This is a genomic window from Ectobacillus funiculus, from assembly GCF_004138295.1.
GTDB lineage: Bacteria > Bacillota > Bacilli > Bacillales > Bacillaceae_G > Ectobacillus > Ectobacillus funiculus.
This window is the reverse complement of the sequence record NZ_SCFM01000024.1, coordinates 52,972-72,302: the sequence shown is the minus strand read 5'-3', so window position 1 is coordinate 72,302 and position 19,331 is coordinate 52,972. Positions and strand designations below refer to the sequence as shown.

Annotated in this window: 21 protein-coding genes, 1 pseudogene and 1 riboswitch; of the genes and pseudogenes, 5 read left to right on the top strand and 17 right to left on the bottom strand. The window is 38.4% G+C overall.

Going from position 1 to position 19,331, the window contains the following annotated elements; genetic code table 11:
* Positions 1-31 precede the first annotated feature (31 nt).
* The 4 genes and pseudogenes from EP737_RS16035 to EP737_RS16020 all read right to left on the bottom strand — a co-directional run.
* Entirely contained in the window at positions 32-1,132 is a 1,101-nt protein-coding gene (locus tag EP737_RS16035; RefSeq protein WP_129728974.1) for a Gfo/Idh/MocA family protein, read from the bottom strand.
* A gap of 5 nt (positions 1,133-1,137) precedes the next feature.
* On the bottom strand, positions 1,138-2,166 hold the full coding sequence (locus EP737_RS16030) for a Gfo/Idh/MocA family protein (protein WP_129728973.1): 1,029 nt from the start codon (positions 2,164-2,166) through the stop codon (positions 1,138-1,140).
* Between the two features lie 15 nt (positions 2,167-2,181).
* Complete coding sequence (locus EP737_RS16025; protein ID WP_129728972.1) at positions 2,182-3,249, bottom strand: Gfo/Idh/MocA family protein; 1,068 nt, start codon at positions 3,247-3,249, stop codon at positions 2,182-2,184.
* 803 nt (positions 3,250-4,052) lie between these two features.
* Positions 4,053-4,274 (bottom strand): annotated as a pseudogene (locus EP737_RS16020) (RpiB/LacA/LacB family sugar-phosphate isomerase); the annotation flags it as partial.
* A gap of 171 nt (positions 4,275-4,445) precedes the next feature.
* Between EP737_RS16020 and EP737_RS16015 the strand changes: the two are divergent.
* Entirely contained in the window at positions 4,446-4,973 is a 528-nt protein-coding gene (locus EP737_RS16015) for a tubby C-terminal domain-like protein (protein ID WP_129728971.1), read from the top strand.
* Positions 4,974-5,129: 156 nt separating this feature from the next.
* Entirely contained in the window at positions 5,130-5,354 is a 225-nt protein-coding gene (locus tag EP737_RS16010; protein ID WP_129728970.1) for a hypothetical protein, read from the top strand.
* Positions 5,355-5,402: 48 nt separating this feature from the next.
* Here the strand turns inward: EP737_RS16010 and EP737_RS16005 are convergent, their stop codons facing one another.
* On the bottom strand, positions 5,403-5,909 hold the full coding sequence (locus EP737_RS16005; RefSeq protein ID WP_129728969.1) for a DUF6843 domain-containing protein: 507 nt from the start codon (positions 5,907-5,909) through the stop codon (positions 5,403-5,405).
* 461 nt (positions 5,910-6,370) lie between these two features.
* Between EP737_RS16005 and melA the strand changes: the two genes are divergently transcribed.
* On the top strand, positions 6,371-7,696 hold the full coding sequence (gene melA / locus EP737_RS16000; RefSeq protein ID WP_129728968.1) for an alpha-glucosidase/alpha-galactosidase: 1,326 nt from the start codon (positions 6,371-6,373) through the stop codon (positions 7,694-7,696).
* A 542-nt stretch (positions 7,697-8,238) separates the two neighbouring features.
* Here the strand turns inward: melA and EP737_RS15995 are convergent.
* The 3 genes from EP737_RS15995 to EP737_RS26030 all read right to left on the bottom strand — a co-directional run bounded on the left by EP737_RS15995 (position 8,239) and on the right by EP737_RS26030 (position 9,395).
* Positions 8,239-8,559: a hypothetical protein gene (locus tag EP737_RS15995; RefSeq protein ID WP_205650953.1), complete on the bottom strand. Its 321-nt coding sequence runs from the start codon at positions 8,557-8,559 to the stop codon at positions 8,239-8,241.
* A gap of 122 nt (positions 8,560-8,681) precedes the next feature.
* On the bottom strand, positions 8,682-8,939 hold the full coding sequence (locus EP737_RS26035) for a hypothetical protein (protein ID WP_129728966.1): 258 nt from the start codon (positions 8,937-8,939) through the stop codon (positions 8,682-8,684).
* Between the two features lie 174 nt (positions 8,940-9,113).
* Complete coding sequence (locus EP737_RS26030; RefSeq protein ID WP_205650956.1) at positions 9,114-9,395, bottom strand: hypothetical protein; 282 nt, start codon at positions 9,393-9,395, stop codon at positions 9,114-9,116.
* A 317-nt stretch (positions 9,396-9,712) separates the two neighbouring features.
* Between EP737_RS26030 and EP737_RS15980 the strand changes: the two genes are divergently transcribed.
* Positions 9,713-9,886, top strand: a complete 174-nt coding sequence (locus EP737_RS15980; protein WP_129728964.1) for an aspartyl-phosphate phosphatase Spo0E family protein — start codon at positions 9,713-9,715, stop codon at positions 9,884-9,886.
* 333 nt (positions 9,887-10,219) lie between these two features.
* On the opposite strand, the gene EP737_RS15975 is transcribed toward EP737_RS15980, so the two are convergent.
* From EP737_RS15975 to EP737_RS15960, 4 genes are all read right to left on the bottom strand, one after another.
* Complete coding sequence (locus EP737_RS15975; RefSeq protein ID WP_205650952.1) at positions 10,220-10,468, bottom strand: hypothetical protein; 249 nt, start codon at positions 10,466-10,468, stop codon at positions 10,220-10,222.
* Positions 10,469-10,690: 222 nt separating this feature from the next.
* Complete coding sequence (locus EP737_RS15970) at positions 10,691-11,272, bottom strand: HD domain-containing protein (protein WP_129728962.1); 582 nt, start codon at positions 11,270-11,272, stop codon at positions 10,691-10,693.
* A 54-nt stretch (positions 11,273-11,326) separates the two neighbouring features.
* Positions 11,327-11,428: riboswitch (purine riboswitch) on the bottom strand.
* 383 nt (positions 11,429-11,811) lie between these two features.
* Positions 11,812-12,123 (bottom strand): GlpM family protein, encoded by a 312-nt coding sequence (locus EP737_RS26945; protein WP_205650951.1) that lies wholly within the window; start codon positions 12,121-12,123, stop codon positions 11,812-11,814.
* 70 nt (positions 12,124-12,193) lie between these two features.
* Positions 12,194-12,706, bottom strand: a complete 513-nt coding sequence (locus tag EP737_RS15960) for a GNAT family N-acetyltransferase (RefSeq protein ID WP_129728960.1) — start codon at positions 12,704-12,706, stop codon at positions 12,194-12,196.
* A gap of 148 nt (positions 12,707-12,854) precedes the next feature.
* Between EP737_RS15960 and EP737_RS15955 the strand changes: the two genes are divergently transcribed.
* Positions 12,855-13,775 (top strand): LysR family transcriptional regulator, encoded by a 921-nt coding sequence (locus EP737_RS15955; RefSeq protein ID WP_165350824.1) that lies wholly within the window; start codon positions 12,855-12,857, stop codon positions 13,773-13,775.
* Between the two features lie 362 nt (positions 13,776-14,137).
* On the opposite strand, the gene EP737_RS15950 is transcribed toward EP737_RS15955, so the two are convergent.
* The 5 genes from EP737_RS15950 to EP737_RS15930 form a co-directional block, all read right to left on the bottom strand.
* Positions 14,138-15,508, bottom strand: coding sequence for an FAD-binding oxidoreductase (locus tag EP737_RS15950; RefSeq protein WP_205650950.1), 1,371 nt, complete (start codon positions 15,506-15,508; stop codon positions 14,138-14,140).
* A gap of 283 nt (positions 15,509-15,791) precedes the next feature.
* Entirely contained in the window at positions 15,792-17,441 is a 1,650-nt protein-coding gene (gene ltrA / locus EP737_RS15945) for a group II intron reverse transcriptase/maturase (protein ID WP_129728958.1), read from the bottom strand.
* A gap of 650 nt (positions 17,442-18,091) precedes the next feature.
* Positions 18,092-18,508, bottom strand: coding sequence for a DUF1259 domain-containing protein (locus EP737_RS15940; RefSeq protein ID WP_129728957.1), 417 nt, complete (start codon positions 18,506-18,508; stop codon positions 18,092-18,094).
* Complete coding sequence (locus tag EP737_RS15935) at positions 18,501-18,653, bottom strand: ferritin-like domain-containing protein (protein WP_281278902.1); 153 nt, start codon at positions 18,651-18,653, stop codon at positions 18,501-18,503. The genes EP737_RS15940 and EP737_RS15935 overlap by 8 nt, the downstream gene beginning before the upstream one ends.
* Positions 18,654-19,101: 448 nt before the next feature.
* Positions 19,102-19,329 (bottom strand): sulfurtransferase TusA family protein, encoded by a 228-nt coding sequence (locus EP737_RS15930; protein WP_129729004.1) that lies wholly within the window; start codon positions 19,327-19,329, stop codon positions 19,102-19,104.
* Positions 19,330-19,331: the final 2 nt, after the last annotated feature.

The following is a 19,331-nucleotide window of genomic DNA, read 5'->3' as shown; positions in this document are numbered from 1 at the left end:
TTGCATCATGTATCGTCTTGTCTCAGAAATTTTATAAAGATTGATCCACTAGTTGTCCATCCTCTACACAAATCGCCTCTTTTTGGGCAATGAGACATAATTCAGCTGCTTTAAACGTATGCTCTTGCGTCATAGCCTTTTCAGTTCCATGGAGACAATCCAAAATCAGTTGACCGAAGTAAGGAAAACCAATCTGCCCCTGCAGGGAAAAATGCTTTTCTCCCTCATGATTGACTAAGAATAGGTGATCTCCTGACGTATCCCTTGCGACATCTATATACTTTCTAAGCTCTATATACCCATCTGTACCTAAAATGAGCGTTCTGCCATCTCCCCATGTACGCAGTCCATCTGGAGTCAGCCAATCCACACGGAAATAACCAGTGGCTCCGTTATCTCCAATTAGGCTTGCATCGCCAAAATCCTCTAATTCAGGATACTCCTTATGCTTGTATGTGCCCACTTTACTGTGTACAACCTTGGCATCTTTAGCACCGGTATAATACAAGAATTGTTCAATTTGATGGCTTCCGATATCGCATAAAATACCACCGTAATATTCCTTTTTAAAAAACCAGTCTGGTCTGCTCTTCGCATTCAGACGATGCGGCCCTGTTCCAATCACTTGAACAACACGGCCAATCGCCCCTTGTTCAATTAATTGTCCTGCATACACCGCACTTTCTACATGCAGTCTTTCACTATAGTATACCGCCCACTTCAAGCCTGTCTCTGCTGTTTTTTGTCTAGCAGCCTCCAGTTGCTCTAGTGAAGTAAATGGTGACTTATCAGTAAAATAATGCTTTCCATAATCCATTACCTTCAGGCCTAACTCGCAACGTTTGGAAGGGATAGCGGCACCTGCGACAAGACTCACGGAAGGATCCTGCAGGATTTCCTCTGCCGATTGGGCGGCCTTTACCCCCGGATATGTTTTTAAAAATGCAGCTACTTTTTCCTGATCCGGATCATACACCCATTTGAGCGTAGCTCCAGCCTCAATCAGACCGTTGCACATCCCATAAATATGCCCATGATCAAGACTGATAGCAGCAAATCTAAACTCTCCCTCTCCTACGACAGAATTTGTTTTTCCTTTTGGTGCATAATTCATTCCATTGTTTTTTTGCATATCAATCACTTTCCCTCTCTATGGATTTCGACATCACTTACATGACGATTCAGATGATATAACTCATCAATAAACCGCAACGATCGTATTCCTTCTTCACCCGAAATGCTAGGAGCTCGTCCTTCTCTGATGGATTGAATCACATCTAAAAATTGAATTCCATGCAAGGACAAATGTGGATAGGGTTGGAGAGACTCTTGTGTAGAACCTACCTCACCCCTAATATGCCATTGCATAATCTGGTTGTCTTCCAGCACCACACTTCCGTTGCTTCCAAAAACCTCAATCCGTACATAAAAACCGGGATATGCACAGGTAGTACTACTAAAAACACCAAGCGCCCCATTTTCAAACTTCATGGTACATGAAGCAACGTCTTCAACCTCGATTCGTTCATGACCCCTAGTGGCAATAAAACCTGACATTTCCTTGTGTTGACCCATCAAATAGAGCACAAGATCTACGGTATGAATCCCCTGATTTAGGACCGCTCCACCTCCATCCATAGCCCATGTGCCGCGCCAAGAGGAGACATCATAATACGATTGAGAGCGGTACCAATTTACAGAGGCATTAATCAGCAATGGCTGCCCTAACCTCCCTTGTTCCAAGGCGCTTTTCACTTGTTGCACAGCTGGCGCAAACCGATTCTGCATAACGACTGAAAGGGTCACTCCCGCCTTATTACATTCCCGAATCATCTTCTCCGCTTTTGCCAAAGAAATATCCATCGGCTTTTCCACGATCACATGCTTTCCCGAACGTGCCGCCTCAATGGTTACCTCACTATGCAAACCACTAGGTACGCAAATATTAATTACAGCAATATCCCTGCGTTTTAATAGCTCCCGATAATCTTGGTAATAATCACATTGATAAACTTCAGCAGCAAGCTTTCCCTTCTTTTCATCTAGATCAGCAACTGCTACAATTTTTGCTTCTCCCAATGCTACGAGTTTGTTCAGTTCTTCTAGATGTGTACTTGCTATACCGCTTGTCCCTATTACACCAAAGTTCAATGGAGAAGATTTCATAGGTATCTTCACCTTCTATCCTATAGTGATCGTCTCTCTAGTTTGTGCAGATTTATAGATAGCAAGAATAATTTCTAATGGCTTTAAACCTTCCTCCCCGTTAACCAATGGTTCCCGATCTTCACGGATGGCAGCCATCATATCAAGGATCTGCAGCCGATGTGCATAGCCGTTAATAGCTGCAGGATCTGCTGCCCCACTTCCATCAGCTGCTGACTCCTGTGCAGCCAAATTGACAGCTTCTCCACCTCCGTACATCGCTCCCTGCTCATCAGCAGCACGTAAATAATGATGCGTTAACTGATCATTATCAATTACTGCTGTGCCATGCGTACCAAAAACCTCCAGTCGTGCAGATAAACCTGGATAAGCACTAGTTGTGCCTGTAATTGTACCCAACGCACCATTTTTGAAGCGGATGGATGCCACAGCCACATCCTCTACCTCAATTCGTTCATGAGCCAATGTTGCGGTATAAGCTTGGATGCTGTCCACTGGTCCCATTAAATACTGAAGCAGATCAATTGTATGGATGGATTGATTCATAAGGGCGCCGCCGCCATCTAAAGACCAAGTACCGCGCCAATCTCCGCTGTCATAATAGCCCTGCGTTCTGTACCAATTCACAGCTGCCTGGCCTAATACCATATCGCCGAACTTTCCAGCCTCCACATCAGCTTTCACTCTTGCAGTTGACGGATCAAAACGATGCTGTGAGATAATAGCAAGCTTAACACCCGCTTGCCTACATTCTTGTATCATCATTTTTGCCTTTTCCAAAGTGATATCCATCGGCTTTTCCACGATCACATGCTTTCCAGCCCTTGCTGCTTCAATGGCCATTTCAGCATGCATGCCACTAGGTGTCAAGATATTGACAATATCGATATCCTCCCGTTTCAGCATTTCACGATAATCCACGTACCAGTCTGCTCCGGTCTTTTCTGCCATTCTTCTTGCTTTTTCTTCATTGATATCTGAAACAGCTACTAAGGAAGCACCATCAATCGCAGCAATTTGCTCTTGATGAGTTTGACTGATGACTCCACAGCCGATAATGGCAAATCTGAATTCACAATTCATTTCACAGTTCCCCTCTCATTTCAATTATGAGCCGAAGCTAGATTTCAAGTCGCTGTGTCCCATCCTGATGCCTGAAAGAAATCTTCATTACAGCCCTTTCAGTAATGTATGATTGTATGTTTAATCAAATTATAAAACGCTTACATTTGGTTTTATATAAGAGTAATGCACAAATCCTTTCAAAATATAATAAAGAAAACTCGTCGACTGGCAAGCCCCGCCCTTGGGTGAAGACAGAGGCGTAGTTGCTCGTATACTTATTCCTAAAATTTCTCACTACGTCGAATTGCCTTCCAGCCAGAAATTTATACTTTCTTAAAGTGTAAGAATCTACAAGTTAATCGGGGGATAATGGCACATTTACATGCAAAGTAAAGAACTGAAATTCCATCACGATCGAGATTCCTCTTTTATGGGGCGTTGCAACTACAGCAACTGTGGTTGCACGAGAAGAAGATACATGCGAAGAAGCCAAGGCTTTTTGAAAGGCACTTGGCTAATCTGGCATTTCTATTTTTACTAAGATAAAAATCAATAGTGTTTCCTTCAAAAGCTACTGCATGACACAGATACACCGTTTCTAGTATCACATGCACCTCTTTTTCTCCCCTCCATTTCAAATGCCTTTCATATAACCCAATAAATTTTCTAATAGTGTAATCTATTGGAGTGGTATCATAAAGCAAAAAGGATACTGAGATTCTACAAACCTTTATAGATGCTATCGTTACTTTTCACCCATTAACTAGTTAACGCTTTCAAAAACTTCTGTCTAGCTCCCCCGCATGACAGAAATTATGATTTCACTCATTGGTCGCTTCATATACTGTTATTTTATTAACACGATTTTCGTGCCTGCCGCCTTCAAAAGGTGTTGTTAACCATATTTTTGCGATATCACGAGCGAGCCCCGAACCAATGACACGCTCTCCCATCGCTAATATATTTGTATTATTATGTTCTCTCGTTGCCTTAGCACTAAATGTATCATGTACAAGCGCACAACGGATTCCTGTTACCTTATTAAGATAAGAGGGTAAAGAAATTTTTTACTCTCTCCATTTTGTTAATTCCATTTGGAGGGGCCCTCATGTTCGCATAATCTGCGAAAGAGGAAGTAATAGTTCAAATATATTTATATAAATTGTGATACTATATAATCAATTAATAATTTCAATTTAAGGAATAAAGTGGATATGACAAAAACCTTTTACTATACAGACTCTTTATTAATTAAAAATTCTACTAAACAGTTAGAAATTTTTAATCAAGATAATAAAAAAATAGGCTATATCCAACGTGTTTTTACGAATAAATTAGAGTATATGGTAGATCTTATGTTTCATAACTGGTTTCTTCATGTCACCACTACTGATGTAGAAGGAAATAAACAAGCTGAAGCTAAATCCATACTCCTAACAAATCGTAGCAAATGGAATGTATCATATCAAACTGATAAAGGAGCATCTTCTTTATTACTGAAAGACATAGCTAAAATTAATTTAGCTCACGATTTTTCTTTTGTTATGGATGATGTTACTTATCTAATCAAACGAAATATGCTAAATCATACAACTCATGTTTTAAGTGAGCGTAAAAAGATAGCTGAGATTACGTTTGATAAATTACTACCACCACGAAGACATACCATAGAGTTATATGATGAGTCATTTCATATATTTTTACTTATAACACTTTATCATACCTTTATCCTACATAAATAACACATTAAAAGTGGATATGTTAATCAATGCCTTATACATGTGAAGTTTACATAAGATCTTATTATCGGGAGTCATTACTTTGTTTGTACTAAGATTTATTGTATAATTTGATTTATTCAGTGGTGTACTAGAAGGGTAAAGGAGCTATTAAACACTATGAAAAAATTTTTTAGCTGGAAACGGTCAAAAAAGGGGTTCGTGTCCTTTGGCACTGCATTAGGGCTGGCTTTTGCTGTTTTTGATCCTGCAGTAAATAAACCTGAATCCAAACAGATGCTTCAGTTCAAAGAAAATACAGATGATGATTGCACTGATGAAAAAAATGTCCCAGTAGATATAAATGATCCTACCCTATACAATAATAAAAATAGCACTAGTTAACGTAAAGTCCGTTACCGGAAGTCAATGTATCTAACGTTTCTCTATGTATTATTCAGTAATATTGTAGTATTGAAGTAATATCTCCTTCAACGCACGCTCCGTATCTGCACTGTCCATCCCGTTACTTGAAACAGTAAACTCTTTACTACATCCTTTTGTTCTTACTTCAATTCCTGTGTAATGAATTTCAATCTTTTTTTCTGAATTTCCTCCTCCATATCTTTCTGTACTTCCTGTCCCCATACCCCTGATACAACTTGAGTTAATTTTTGTTCTCTTACCACTTTTATCTATATAGTAATATTTATCTGTTACAGTACCGTAGTCCATGTTAGAAGTAGAAGTAACAAAATAGCCTTTATCATTGATTGTATGAACTTCATAATCCCCTTCTCTTTGTACTTCAGAAGCACCTTTTACGTTGTAAAAAGCATAAACATATCCTTCATAACCTTCAGGTATTAGATAAATATCGTTTGTTTTGCTACTTTCGTTCATTGCACATCCTGCTGAAAAGAAAAGTAAAAAAATAAGCACATATATTACCTGTCTCATAAACAACACTCCTTTAAAATAAAAACAAGTTTCCTTATTGTACCATTCAAAAGAAGCGACCTGTTCGGATTTTTGGATGTATATTCCATACATGTCAGGTTTACATAATAAATAATTATAGGAAATCAACTAAACTCCGCTTTATCCTATGCAAATCATAGAGTATACCGGCATTCTTTCTTCCCGACCTGATCACTGAAATGCTCTCCAGATCGTTAGGCAGCACATCTTGAAAACGAGAACTGTATATTCCAAAATCTTCCCCATAAATCAAACACAATATTTTACCCTTCAATCGCACTAACTTACCGTTGATGTTGTTATGATAACGTTTTAATATGATTATAACAACAAAAAAACACAAAATTGAATCCGGGAAAGTAATTGATTTTCAAAACAATTTTTTACCTACTAGAAGATTAGATGGACAGTCCCGGTTTCACTTTACAGGAGGTAAATTTATGTCAAAGATCACGTTTATTGGAGCAGGAAGTACAGTTTTTGCAAAAAATATTCTTGGTGACTGCATGTATGTTCCGGCATTAGCTGGTTTCGAGTTCGCATTATTTGATATAGATGAACAACGCTTGAAAGACTCAGAAAATATGTTAAACAATTTAAAACAAAGCTTACAGGCAAACATAGTAGTGAAAGCCTATTCGGACCGCAAAGAAGCATTGCGAGGAGCAAAATACATTATTAATGCGATTCAAGTCGGCGGCTACAAACCAAGCACCATTATAGATTTTGAAATTCCTAAAAAATATGGCCTTCGTCAAACAATTGCTGACACACTGGGGATTGGCGGAATTTTCCGTTCGCTTCGCACCATTCCGGTTATGTGGGATTTCGCCAAGGATATCGAAGAGGTTTGTCCGGATGCTCTGTTTTTAAACTACACAAATCCGATGGCAACATTAACAGGAGCAATGCTGCGCTATACAAATGTCAAAACAGTCGGATTATGCCACAGCGTACAAGTTTGCAGCGAGCACCTGTTCAAGTCTTTAGGAATGGATCATGAAGGCGTCGAGGAAAAAATCGCCGGTATTAACCATATGGCCTGGCTCCTTGAAATTAAACGTGACGGCAAAGATTTGTATCCGGAAATTAAACGCCGTGCGAGGGAAAAACAACAAACCAAGCATGATGATATGGTCCGCTTCGAATTAATGGATAAATTCGGATATTACGTAACAGAATCATCTGAGCATAATGCCGAATATCATCCGTACTTCATTAAACGCAATTATCCGGAGCTAATCGAGAAATTCAATATCCCTCTTGATGAGTATCCGCGTCGTTGTGTAGAGCAGATTGAACGCTGGGGAAAAATGCGCGACGAGATGGTCAACAATACACAGCTTACCCATACTCGTTCTCATGAATATGGTTCCCGCATTATTGAAGCGATTGAGACCAATGTTCCATTTAAATTCGGCGGCAACATTCTCAATACAGGACGCCTAATTAGCAATTTACCGGAAAAGGCCGTTGTTGAGGTATCATGCGTTGCTGACCGCAGTGGAATCATTCCTTGCTATGTAGGAGATCTTCCAGAACAGTTAGCAGCCCTTAACCGTACAAATATTAATACACAGCTTTTAACAATTGAAGCAGCGGTAACGAAAAAAAGAGAACACATCTATCAGGCAGCAATGCTTGACCCTCATACAGCCGCAGAATTATCAATGGACGATATCATTGCGATGTGCGATGATTTAATTGAAGCACACGGTAATTGGATTCCAAAATTTGAAGATCGTAAGACAATTTCGTTCGTATAACAAAAAATTATTACCCATGTCGAACCTTATAATTTTAATCGAGGAAAAGAGAAGTCAAATAATTCATTTAAACATAATATATGATTTTAACAACTTCCGAACCATCCAATGCAGTTAACAACTAGATAAATTGATTAGCTTAAATATGAAAAGCAAAATGAATAATTGTAAGTATATAAAAAAGATGCCTCTTCATGACGAGGGCACTGAAAAAGTCCATTTAAGAAGGACAGGAGGATAATCATCTACTATATGTAGATGATTATCCTCCTTTTAATTTCTGTATATTGATTAAAATTCCCTTATTTACTCAAGGTAGGCACTTTTTCAGTGGCCTCCTTCATGACGCATCTTTTTTTATATAGTCAGGAGTTACTTTGATCCATATCCCTACTCCTTTTCCCTAATTGTACCCTTCAGCAGAAGCGATTTGTTATAAAGATTAGGATACATATGGTACTCACGTCAGGTTACATAATCAGACGATATAGAAAATTCCTCTTTTCGGCCTTTTACAGATACGTTCATCTCACTCAGTTAGTCTATATTGAAAAAAATAACGCTAACTGAATTATGGTCATACAAACCATAGTTCCACCAGTTACAGATATAACCTTTGCTTTTCGTATCATGCCATTAAGAGTTATACAAACTGCTAAAAGAGCAAAAATGAACCAGTACGATTGATTAGATAACTTTGTGTACTGCTGTGTATCTATTCCAATGAATCCACCTACTATTGGAATAAACACCATAAGAAGGGTAAACAAACCTAATAAAATCAGATCTAACTTTTTAAGCTTATACCCTGTCGTAATAATTACGATACTTCCGAACAAACCAAAAATCACCATCGCAACCATGCTTATAACCCAAAAAATAGTCATACTCTTTTCCTTTCATGAACACAGTGTCCTATTATTGTGGCTCTACGGATTTGGAACAATTATAAACTTAAATCCATACAGCAACCCCCTCCCGTTCTTTAGGAGGCAGTTTTACTACCAATACGCTCCTTCGCCTGCCGAACTGCACAGAAAAGGGATATAACAGCGAATATGTTACAAATCATCATCCCTAAAGGAAAATGATTTTTTGCCGAAGAAACGCCTCCCCCAGCCATACAGAAGAGAAAAATTAAGTAAAACCAATCTATGTAATTTCTATATCGAACAGCAAGCACAACGCTTACGACGGCTATGATACAAGTTTCGTATGTCAATATATCTATCAAAAAACTCATAACTTATTCACCTCTTCCCTTTATTTTACCATCTTAGTAATGGGCTTTTGAGAAGATATTTCCTCTATATACTATATATAGTAGTTTAACATAATCGCTCATTATCAGAATTTGATCTATCTAGGATTATACAAAAAATACTCTCCAGCTAAGCGATCCGGAGAGTATTCGTGTTCACATAAATAAATCATTTTCATTTATTGCTGTAATACAAAAAATACAGTTCGTAATTAGAAAAATATTTTTAGCAGCTATTCCATATGGTATGACCAATGCAGTTCCCATCTCAAACATAAACATCAGGGCAAATAGCTGAATGGCACTAATTTTAGCTTTCTCCATCTTCAGGGTTCTTCCCTTCTTAATGCTTGATTCGCACGTCAGTCCTTCTAGTCCAATCTGAGTTTGGCTTATTATAAAAAATCCACCATTTTCGTTTCCCTCCAACTTGAACATTTAATGATTCTAAAAATACAACAAGTGCCGATGCAGGAAGAAATCTTTTTATATTGTGTCTTCCTAAAAAAGGTAAGGATGAACAAGAAAGTACAATCGTTGCAATATTGATTAACCACTGATTTCTCAAAGACATGTTAATTTAAACTCCTTGTTTTATTAGAGTTTCCTTTCTCTGTTCTTGTATCTCCTTGAAGTTACTTAATGGGAATTTATTATAGACTGACATACCATAATTTGGACTGTTTTATATAGACTTACTTTTAGGTATTATTTAACTTATTTAATATTCCATTTTAAACAGAAGGGTCGCTACTATGTTTAGTCTTACAAATTTAATCGAAACAAAAAGAGAGCAACTATTTTATTTAGGTAGGCTATATGGATTAACCCATCCTAAAACCATTGAATGCAGTCAACAATTAGATGTACTGATAAATTTCTCCCTAAAAGAGCAAAGTACAGCAATGAAATTACAGGAAAATCTGTAAAAGGATATGTCTTTATTAAGAGATGTACCCTTTTTGTATTACCGTATATATTTCCAATTGATATAATCGGGCATTATCGAAAGTTACAAAGTAGCAAAACCCTTGATATTTGCTAGCTAACACAGACAAATAACATTCGTAAGAAAAACACACTTCAGGTCATTTAACTGAAGGGTGTTGCTTATTCACATAATTTTCTTTATCAGAAATACATGACAAAAAGACCCCATTCAAGATGAAGTCTTTTGGTTTGACTTATAAAAGCCCTTAGGTATCAAGGTGTAGAATATTAGGGGTATTCTACGTTTTTAAGATGTACAAAATATCTTAGTCTTATGCATTATTTACATAGTCCTCGAAAGCGAAAGTCGCTTTACTTACTTTATTTAAGAGGGGTTTTTGTTTCTTACTTCTTGCAATAATATGTTCAATCTTTGTGATTGGAATGGTCTCAACAGACAACCAATTATCAAATTGGGGAATCCCAATCTCTATAAGTCCATCATTAAAGATATGAACAACTACATATTGTTTTCCTCTGTAAAGGATAGTATCTCCACAATCCATTTCTGCCTCCATCATTCCGAAATAACTTTTGGTAAGATTATAGCAAATAGAAAGCGTTTTACAGTTGTAAAAAGAAAAATATTTTTTATTCCCTTAACTTTAACAAAAAAAATTTCCCATGGTATTTCCATAATTCCCGTTGTAGAAAGAAAATTAAAATAAGAATCCTATAAAAATCCCCCTGATCACTTAGCCGGAGGGAATTCCTTGTTCACATCATTCTCGTTATTAACAGTACTATGGTGTACTTAGGGATTCCATTGTTGATGTAAGAGATAATTTGTTTTGTAACTCCTTCACAAGCCTTACAAATTCATCCTCTACCTCTTTCATCATCACAAACTGAAAGTTATGTTGTCCAATTAGTTCCCCCTTGCATACTTCATGAGAATGTAGCAATAGTCTCATTTCATATGCAAGCATATCATCATCAATTTCCTTGATAAGACTACGTTCATGCTGCGTTAAGTCAGATAATCCATAAACAGTGTAGATGAACTGTTGGAGGCGTTGTTCCATTTTTAGATATTGGCTTAATTCTTGTTTAACGGGTCTGGTAATATCGGAAATGTATGCTTCAGAAGCATCGTGCAATAAACATGCTAACTGTAACCGTTCCGAATAGCCTCTAAATCTAGCTTCCTTGGCACAATTGAGAGAATGTTGTGCCACACTATAAAAATGACGATAGTGTCCATTTGCTCTGCACAACAATGACAAGGCGTGTGCGATATCTCTTGTTGAGACCTCTTGTACTCGTGGGTCTAATGGATAAAATTCAATTCCTGTATAAGTTGTGATACACTTTCCTACTCTCATTTCTTTCTCCTTTTTCAAAAACTAAAAATTAAAAAATCCTAATTACAAAGCAATGCAAAAAACACACATTTTTGTAATCAGGATTTTACGGCTCCTGGTAGACACCCTCATACCCTATATTAACGAGGTTATACTATTCAACTCTATGTTTTCATTTAAACTGATGATCGTAATGAAGCGAATCATCCAGAATGTTTCAAGTGTTACGAACTTATTTATGAAAAGGGACTCCAAAGGGAACAATAATTGGTCCCTTCGGAATGTATATTGAGAAGACGGACAACTGTCATGAGAACAATTATCAACAAGATAATAATATACGATAGTGATAATCATTGTCAATTGTTTTTTATCATTTTCCGACAGAAGACCCCCACTTCAAGCACGTGATGGGTGCGTTAGCGAGTAGGTGGGGGTAGTTCAATTCTTACTATTAGAAAAATACGCAGAAGAAGCTATCCAACACTCTGCCCAAAAGCAAGAGGAGTACCAAAAACGTTTAAAACACTGCTATTATCAAGAATGTCTGTTTTATTCAATTAATTGTAACTTTTCCATATTACAATTAATACTGATGAGGTAGTTATCCAAACTAGACTTGCTATTAAAAGCGAATTATATATATTGTATTTTTTTAAGGTAAAATTTAATACTAAAAGAAAAATTACAAAGGTTATGGCCGATAACATAGCAAAATATGTTGTTACTCGGACTTTTGAAGCGCCTTGTTCTAAATACATGAAATAATACGCAATAATGCTTAAACCAGGGAAGCTTAATATTAATCCAGCAATATAATAATTATTTGTCTTTGAGATATAATGAACAATGACCATAATAATAACAGCCACAATACATTTTATAAGTAAATTCAACTGAAAATCCAATCCCTTCTTTCTAGTCACTGATTGTTACTGATTTTTATTCTTCTGAGGGTATTTTAGGTCCCTTTAAATCCAATTGATAAAATACAAGATCCAGCCATTTATCAAATTTAAATCCAGCTTTTTTAATTACACCAGAACATTCAAATCCCATTCTCTCATGCATTTTTATACTACCTTCATTTGCTGCATCAATTCCAGCAACAAGTGTTGCATATTCTCTTTCATTTGCGATTTTTATTAGCTCTTGCATTAATTTTGTTGCAATACGCTGATTCCTATAATCCTTATGAACATATACAGAATGTTCTATTGTATATTTATAAGCTGGCCAAGGTCTAAAAGGACCAAATGTAGCAAATCCAACTACTTTGTCATCTTGTTCACATACTAATATTGGACAACCTTCTTCTAACTTTTGGTTATACCAAACTTGTCTGCTTTCAAGAGTCTGGGGTTTATAAGTGTATACAGCGGTGGTATTCAGAATTGCATCATTATATATCTCTAACATATCTATTAAATCCTTTTTAGTTGCCTCTCTTATCATTTTTTTCTTCCTTTCACAATAAATTTGATTTTCTATATTTATTTTAGAACTCTCCATACATAACGTAAAATTGAACTTTTTCATCATTTGCCATAGAATGCGGTTATAGCAAAACATTTGGCAGAATCGAAAAATGGATGGTGAGAACATGACGTTTCAACAAATTCGGTATATAGTGGAGATTGCCAAGCATAATTCTATCAGTAAAGCAGCCTCTGCACTTTACGTGACACAACCTAGTATCAGTAAAGCAGTGCGTGAACTGGAAGCTGATTTAGGGATTACCATTTTAGACAGAACGAACAAAGGGGTTCTCTTTACAAAGGAAGGCACGGAATTATTATTCTATGCTAGAATGCTTTTGGAACAAATGGAGTCCGTCGTTTATCATTTTAATAAGGAGAAGACAATGGACTTAACAAAGGTTTCTATTTCTTCTCAACATTACGGCTTTGTTATAGAGGCTGTTGCGAATTTAATGAATTATTTTGCCGAGCGGAAATATGAGCTGACGATTCGGGAAGGAAAGACAACCGATGTGATTGATGATGTGTATGCGAGCAGAAGTGTTCTTGGAATTTTATCTCTGACCAATCTAAATAAAAGTTTTTTTGAGCGTTATTTTATTTCAAAATCATTAATGTTTACTCCCCTAGCTTCGTTGAGGCAACACGTCTTTCTCCGAAGAGAGCATCCTTTGGCTCATCTTACATGCATTACTTTGGAACAGTTAAGAGACTATCCTTATCTGACCTACCAGCAGGATGATGTACTGCTCCATTTTGCGGAAGAAGCCATCAATGTGGACAATATCAGAAAACTAGTCTATCTGAAGGATAGAGGCACCATGAATAATCTTCTATCAAATACAGATGGCTACAATCTGGGAACAGGCTGTATTGTGAACAATTACATGAACCCCAATATTATTTCTATTCCTTTGGAAGGCAACAGTCTGATTCAAGTGGGGTTGGTGAAACGAAACGATGTATTTTTGTCAGAAGAAATTTTGGTGTATATTGACTTTTTGAAAGTAGCTTTAGAAAAATCTATGCCGAAGAGCATATAAAGTCAGTGTATGTAATAGGCTCTTCTTTTTTTGAAAATGTACTCTTTGCCACGGATAATAAGAAAAGCGGACAAGGCTCACCTTTTATGGTAGCGTAAGGGTGGGCCGGAGTAAAAGGCGCTTTTTGCCTTTTGTGGAGGTTCAGCCCGGAGTCTGTCATTTTGGGTCTTGGGAGCTAGACATCACCCCAAAAAGTTATACTTTCTTATCTTGTAAAAAAGAGGAGAGCGCTTTGCGCTCCCCCCTTTTGTCAACAGCCCCTAATAGATGGCTTTGCTGTTTATATCATGTAAGATATCATTTGGTTTTCTATTTGCAATTGTGCTAGATCCCATCTCCCTTCTCAGTGGTTTAAATGCTCTTCACCAGTACCGAGCTGGAGGAATACTCTGAGGAAATTTGAAAATATTCTCTGGATCGTATTTCGCCTTCACTTGAGTCAATCGGCTGAAGTTGCTGCCGTAGTAAGCCTTGGGCCAGTTCTTGATTGAGAGGTCCGGTGTATTGACGTATATCCCCTGGGTAAATGGGAGCATGGCTTTACGGAATTCCTCTACCCATCGGATGCCAGGAGCTGCCCCTTCCGAAGAACTCCATGTGGACCAGATTGATAGGTTATACAACGCCTTGCGATAGAAGTAAGCTGTAGCATTGCTCGGCACCTTGGCAACTGCCCCTCCCAGTCCGTGTAACAAAACACTGACACTGACTGAGGAGGCGGGCGGCTTATTGATGAAGTTTCGGATTATGTCGATACCCTTGTCTGGCAACAGTTGATTGACGAAAGGGCCTACGCTCTTGAATGGCTCTGAATCTGGCTGTGTGTCCGCTATCCGTTCTACCGCCTCGAGCCAAGGAATCTCTTCTATGAACACTTGCTGTGGTGAGCCAGCTCGAAGTAGTGGCTGTAGCAACTGGCGTAGCTTCGCAGCCGAGCCCAGAAACACCCCTTGCATTACCAGCAACGACTCCTGTCCTGAAACTATCGTGAGAAGGGGGGTGAGTCTTTTATCAGCGTCGGGGGCTGTATAATCCTGCCAGGTACGCAGAACTGGCTCCAAGTCGCTCAAGTCCCAGGAGATATTGGCGTAGGCAACCGTGTCAATGCGGTGTGTACGGAAGCGAAAGGTAGTACAAATGCCAAAATTCCCGCCTCCACCCCCGCGTGAGGCCCAGAATAGATCAGCATTGTGGTCGGCATCAGCTCTAAGCACTCGCCCATTGGCGTTGACCATCTCCAGCCCAAGTAGGTTGTCACAAGTCAGACCCAGAGACCTTGCTACAATGCTCTGACCACCACCTAAAGTTAGCCCAGCGATGCCTGTGGTGGGACATAGCCCCCCTGGTACCATTACCCCCTCAGATCCGAGTGTCTCATATAAAGCAAGGTCACGTAATCCAGTCTGTACAGTGACAGTACCTAGCTTGTGGTCAATCTCTACCTGATTCATCTCGCTAACATCAATCACAATACCGGCGTTAACGACCGACAAACCCTCATAGCTATGACGACCGGAGCGTATACGGATCGGTACGTCCCGATAACGTGCCCAGAGCACGGCATTGGCCACGTCTTGAGTATTTTGGGCAAATACGATGACCAGGGGAAACTTATTGAAAAAGGAGTTGAATTCCTTTCGAGCCTCATTATATTCAAGGTCACTTGGTACCACGATACGTCCAGTCAGTTCAGGTTCTTTTTTCCATCGGATGGATTTCTTGTCTCTACTCATTCCCACCACATCCTTATCATCTAAGACTTTTCAAGTGCTCAAGCCTCATAAAAATAACGGATTTAATAATATTGCTAAGCCAATGTCTAATATTTCTTCATGTAGGATATGCTCAATCCTTGTCGCAAAGTACACTTTTAATCAATATATGACATTTCAAAGTAATATATGGCTTGTTCAGTCGGGTAGAAGGGCGCCCTCACGGGCGCCCTCCCCCCTGAGAACCGTACGTGACAATTTTTCGTCATACGGCTCAAGCCTTCTTTTTATCCAAATAACTCTTTTATCTAACGCAAGGTATATGTACTAGCTTAGTAACTTCACCTGTAGGAATTTCTAAATTCCGGACAGTAACCTTTTCACCGTTTTGTAGAGGTTGCCTGCATAATGCACAACGATATCCTTGCTTTCTTGCGAGTTTTATTCTGTCCAGAGTATTTTCTATATCGAAAACCTTGCGGTCTCGTTTTTCCCAGTACTCTTTGAGGGCAGGATCATCTGGACTGTTTTTATATAACACCATCACATGTCGTTTTATTTTAATCCAGGGCATGTGTAAGAGTTGAATATTTGTTATAGGACAAGTTAAGATCCAAGAGTTATCTCCGCCATGATGCGGTTTCCTGAAATATCTTTTCCTTATCCATTTCCACGCTTTCTTAGGATGGAGTTGCCTTAGATGTTTACACGTTTTATGGAATACGTAGTTTGCCATCTTATCAAATGTCTTCTTTGATACTACATGTTTCCAGTATTGTCCGTAGCCTCTTATAATAGGATTTAGTGCTTTGATAAGTTCACGGACAGGTTTCCCCCTCATTAAACGGAATGTATCCCGTATCTTCTCTTTAGCTTTCTTAATGCTCTCTTTACTCGGTTTAATTAGCAGCTTGTTTCCTTGCCATGTTTTGTACTGTCGAACTGAAAACCCGAGAAAATTAAAACCATCTTCGATATGAGTGATCTTGGTTTTCTCCTTGCTTAGTTCGAGTCCTCTTTTCCTAAGGTACGGTTGTAGTCTTTCGTAGATAGACTGTGCTTGTTCCTTAGTTTCTGTTAGCACAACGAAGTCATCTGCATATTTAACAAGAGTTATCTTGCACTTGGGATGGATAGCGTAACTTCCATTGGATTTATATGTCTTACGATATATAATACCAAGTTCTTCTTCCATTCCGTGGAGTGCGATATTTGCTAACAGAGGAGATGCAATACTTCCTTGGGGAGTGCCTTCCTGTGTTTCAGTGAACACGTATTGATCTACATATCCCATCTTCAGCCATCTTTTAATGAGTGCTTTTCCTGGAAACCGAGAGGTTTGTTTCCGTATCCAATCATGACTCAAACGATCAAAGCAGTTCTTAAAGTCTCCTTCGAATATCCATTTTTTCTTACTATTGGTGTTAATCTTGATAAAGATGTTGCTAATCGCATCATGGGTGCTTCGCTTTGGACGGAACCCATATGAAGATGGTTCCAATCTTGCTTCCCATTGAGGTTCCAACGCGTTTTTCGCCATGTTCTGATAGACTCTATCTTTAATAGTCGGAATACCAAGTGGTCTCAGTTTTCCATTTTTCTTCGCAATATAGGTTCGTTTTGCCGGTCTCGGACGATGTTGAAATATATTCTGTCGCTTTAGTTGTCGATATAGTTCATTACGTCTGCCGGCGTGCAGTGCTGTGTAACCATCTACACCAGAGGTGCGTTTTCCTTTATTCTGTTGTGTCACTTTTCGAGTGGACAACAGTAGGTTCGCTTCACTCCGTAGGAGTAGTCGTTGAAGTTTTCGTACTTTCCTTTGTTGTTTGAGTTGTTCGGCACGATAAATTCTTTGTCGTAGCTTCGTCACATACTTTTGAATTTCATTCCAGTTTACTGAATTCCAGTTTGTATACGAGGCGTGCGCCGACGCTCGGTCTGAGGTATTCATAACTGCACGCTCCTTTTCGTCAGAAGTTAGCCACAAATTTATTTTCGTGTTGAAGACCTATGAGAAGTGGGCCCTCTTTCGAGTCTGTCATGGATTTGCCCATAAGGACGACAGTATCCGTCCAGTTATACAGTTATCTGTTTTTCCTGTTCCCTTTCGGGTGACGGCATTTGCTTTCTCTCATATCCTGTACCCTCTGTCACATCGTTTGACCTTACGGTCTCCCTACTGCTTAGGCAGATAACATAGGGCTTACCAAGTTCCACATTCTACAGATACAGCAGGGTTAGGTAGGTTCTTTACTCCGGGTAAGATATGGGACGCTGCACAGTAGCATTATGATTCTACTTTTCCTCTTACCAATACCCAAGCAGAGCTATGCATTATCTTGAGCTATCGTTTACGAAGCTTGCAAACCTTCACTTTCGTTTACCATACCTGTCTTCTCCTAGCAGTATTCTGGACCATGCATTGGTCCTCTGTTTCCGCATTTCCTCATGCAACCTACGTATTCGTTACCAAATATGCAGTTTCGGCTGGAGACCATCCTTGCGTCTAGATGGGTAGCGTAAGCTACACTGTGAGAATGCAACTTCTTGTCGCACCATAATTCATGATATAGGAAGTGAATAAATATGATTTATTTAACATTAGCTCCCGTTATCAGTAACTGGATAACTACTTAAAGCTGAAAAAGAATTTGCCAATTTTTTTGCAAAACTTAATGGTGGCTCAACAGATTGGATATGAATATACATAATCAATGGTTTCATATATAACCAATGATTATGTAAGGCGCTAACAATAATCCCTTGTTGAACAATTGATTGCATAAATAAAGGAATTTCTTCTTGTAAAATAGCGATTTCTCCAAAGTTCAACGCGTTGCCATTTTGATCTAACGATTCAAAAGATATCCCAACCGGTATCACGGAGGTGCTTGGTCGTCCTTGAACAAACACTTTGATATTACGACGCAGAGATACAGAACAAACACCCTGATTTATGCTGCTTTTCCCATTAAGAATTTTAGCAAATTGTTCACAAAGGAAGCTAAGGTTATTCATAAATCTGCTGCTCCTTCCTCACTATAATAAGGTGCTGTAACCTGAACCATGTCCTCACTCCTCTTAGATTCAATTGGTTCATGTAGTTTGACATGGCTAAATACAATATTGCTGACACGTGTTCAATTTGAATTAAATGGTTAATTAGTTGCTGAATTTGCTCTCCTCTAATCTTAATTACTTCATAAATATTAATACTCGTCCGTGAACTTTTATATTATTAATTTACAAAGTTTTCATTAGGGCCCTGATAGCAAAACGTAGATATTATACGCTAATATAGTTTCTGAAAAGTAAACCTTGTTGTTCCTACGTTAAGAAACGAAAAACCAGCCCCTAATTCTTAAATCCCATTAAAAAATCGTTACAATAAAACCTATATAAGTTGAACTAAATATTTTCTCACAACCTCATCGCGGCACAATGACATGTAGAATACAATGCCCTATAAAGGCCATTTGAATGATGATTTAGTCATTGAATACAAGGGTGCAAGAATTAAACTCAACTTATATAGTTCTATGATGTTCCCCCTTGTAAGGGAGGAGGGGTATCTTTTAAATGGATCCCCTTTCTCTTCTCGCCTATTTCTATTACCCCTTTTTAATTCGGAATTTGAGTACGTCACCGTCTTCCATGTACTCCAAAAACTCATGTCCTCCTGATTTTGCCCAGGCTGTAAGGTCATTTTTCGCACCTTTGTCTGTCGCATGAATTTCTAATACTTGTCCAGATTCCAATTCATTTATAGCTTTTTTGGTTTTTACGATTGGCATCGGACATGCTAAACCTTTTGCATCTAACACTTTATCTACTTTCATCA

Coding starts and splice junctions, on each gene's coding strand:
- EP737_RS26035 (WP_129728966.1), bottom strand. CDS start 8,939: ATGAGTTTTTTGATAGATATATTGACATACGAAACTTGTATCATAGCC.
- EP737_RS15975 (WP_205650952.1), bottom strand. CDS start 10,468: ATGATGGAGGCAGAAATGGATTGTGGAGATACTATCCTTTACAGAGGA.
- EP737_RS15995 (WP_205650953.1), bottom strand. CDS start 8,559: ATGGTTGCGATGGTGATTTTTGGTTTGTTCGGAAGTATCGTAATTATT.
- EP737_RS15970 (WP_129728962.1), bottom strand. CDS start 11,272: ATGAGAGTAGGAAAGTGTATCACAACTTATACAGGAATTGAATTTTAT.
- EP737_RS26030 (WP_205650956.1), bottom strand. CDS start 9,395: ATGTTCAAGTTGGAGGGAAACGAAAATGGTGGATTTTTTATAATAAGC.
- EP737_RS16030 (WP_129728973.1), bottom strand. CDS start 2,166: ATGAAATCTTCTCCATTGAACTTTGGTGTAATAGGGACAAGCGGTATA.
- EP737_RS15980 (WP_129728964.1), top strand. CDS start 9,713: ATGTTTAGTCTTACAAATTTAATCGAAACAAAAAGAGAGCAACTATTT.
- EP737_RS16015 (WP_129728971.1), top strand. CDS start 4,446: ATGACAAAAACCTTTTACTATACAGACTCTTTATTAATTAAAAATTCT.
- EP737_RS16010 (WP_129728970.1), top strand. CDS start 5,130: ATGAAAAAATTTTTTAGCTGGAAACGGTCAAAAAAGGGGTTCGTGTCC.
- melA (WP_129728968.1), top strand. CDS start 6,371: ATGTCAAAGATCACGTTTATTGGAGCAGGAAGTACAGTTTTTGCAAAA.
- EP737_RS15950 (WP_205650950.1), bottom strand. CDS start 15,508: ATGAGTAGAGACAAGAAATCCATCCGATGGAAAAAAGAACCTGAACTG.
- EP737_RS16005 (WP_129728969.1), bottom strand. CDS start 5,909: ATGAGACAGGTAATATATGTGCTTATTTTTTTACTTTTCTTTTCAGCA.
- EP737_RS16025 (WP_129728972.1), bottom strand. CDS start 3,249: ATGAATTGTGAATTCAGATTTGCCATTATCGGCTGTGGAGTCATCAGT.
- ltrA (WP_129728958.1), bottom strand. CDS start 17,441: ATGAATACCTCAGACCGAGCGTCGGCGCACGCCTCGTATACAAACTGG.
- EP737_RS15960 (WP_129728960.1), bottom strand. CDS start 12,706: ATGATAAGAGAGGCAACTAAAAAGGATTTAATAGATATGTTAGAGATA.
- EP737_RS15940 (WP_129728957.1), bottom strand. CDS start 18,508: ATGAATAACCTTAGCTTCCTTTGTGAACAATTTGCTAAAATTCTTAAT.
- EP737_RS16035 (WP_129728974.1), bottom strand. CDS start 1,132: ATGCAAAAAAACAATGGAATGAATTATGCACCAAAAGGAAAAACAAAT.
- EP737_RS15955 (WP_165350824.1), top strand. CDS start 12,855: ATGACGTTTCAACAAATTCGGTATATAGTGGAGATTGCCAAGCATAAT.
- EP737_RS15930 (WP_129729004.1), bottom strand. CDS start 19,329: ATGAAAGTAGATAAAGTGTTAGATGCAAAAGGTTTAGCATGTCCGATG.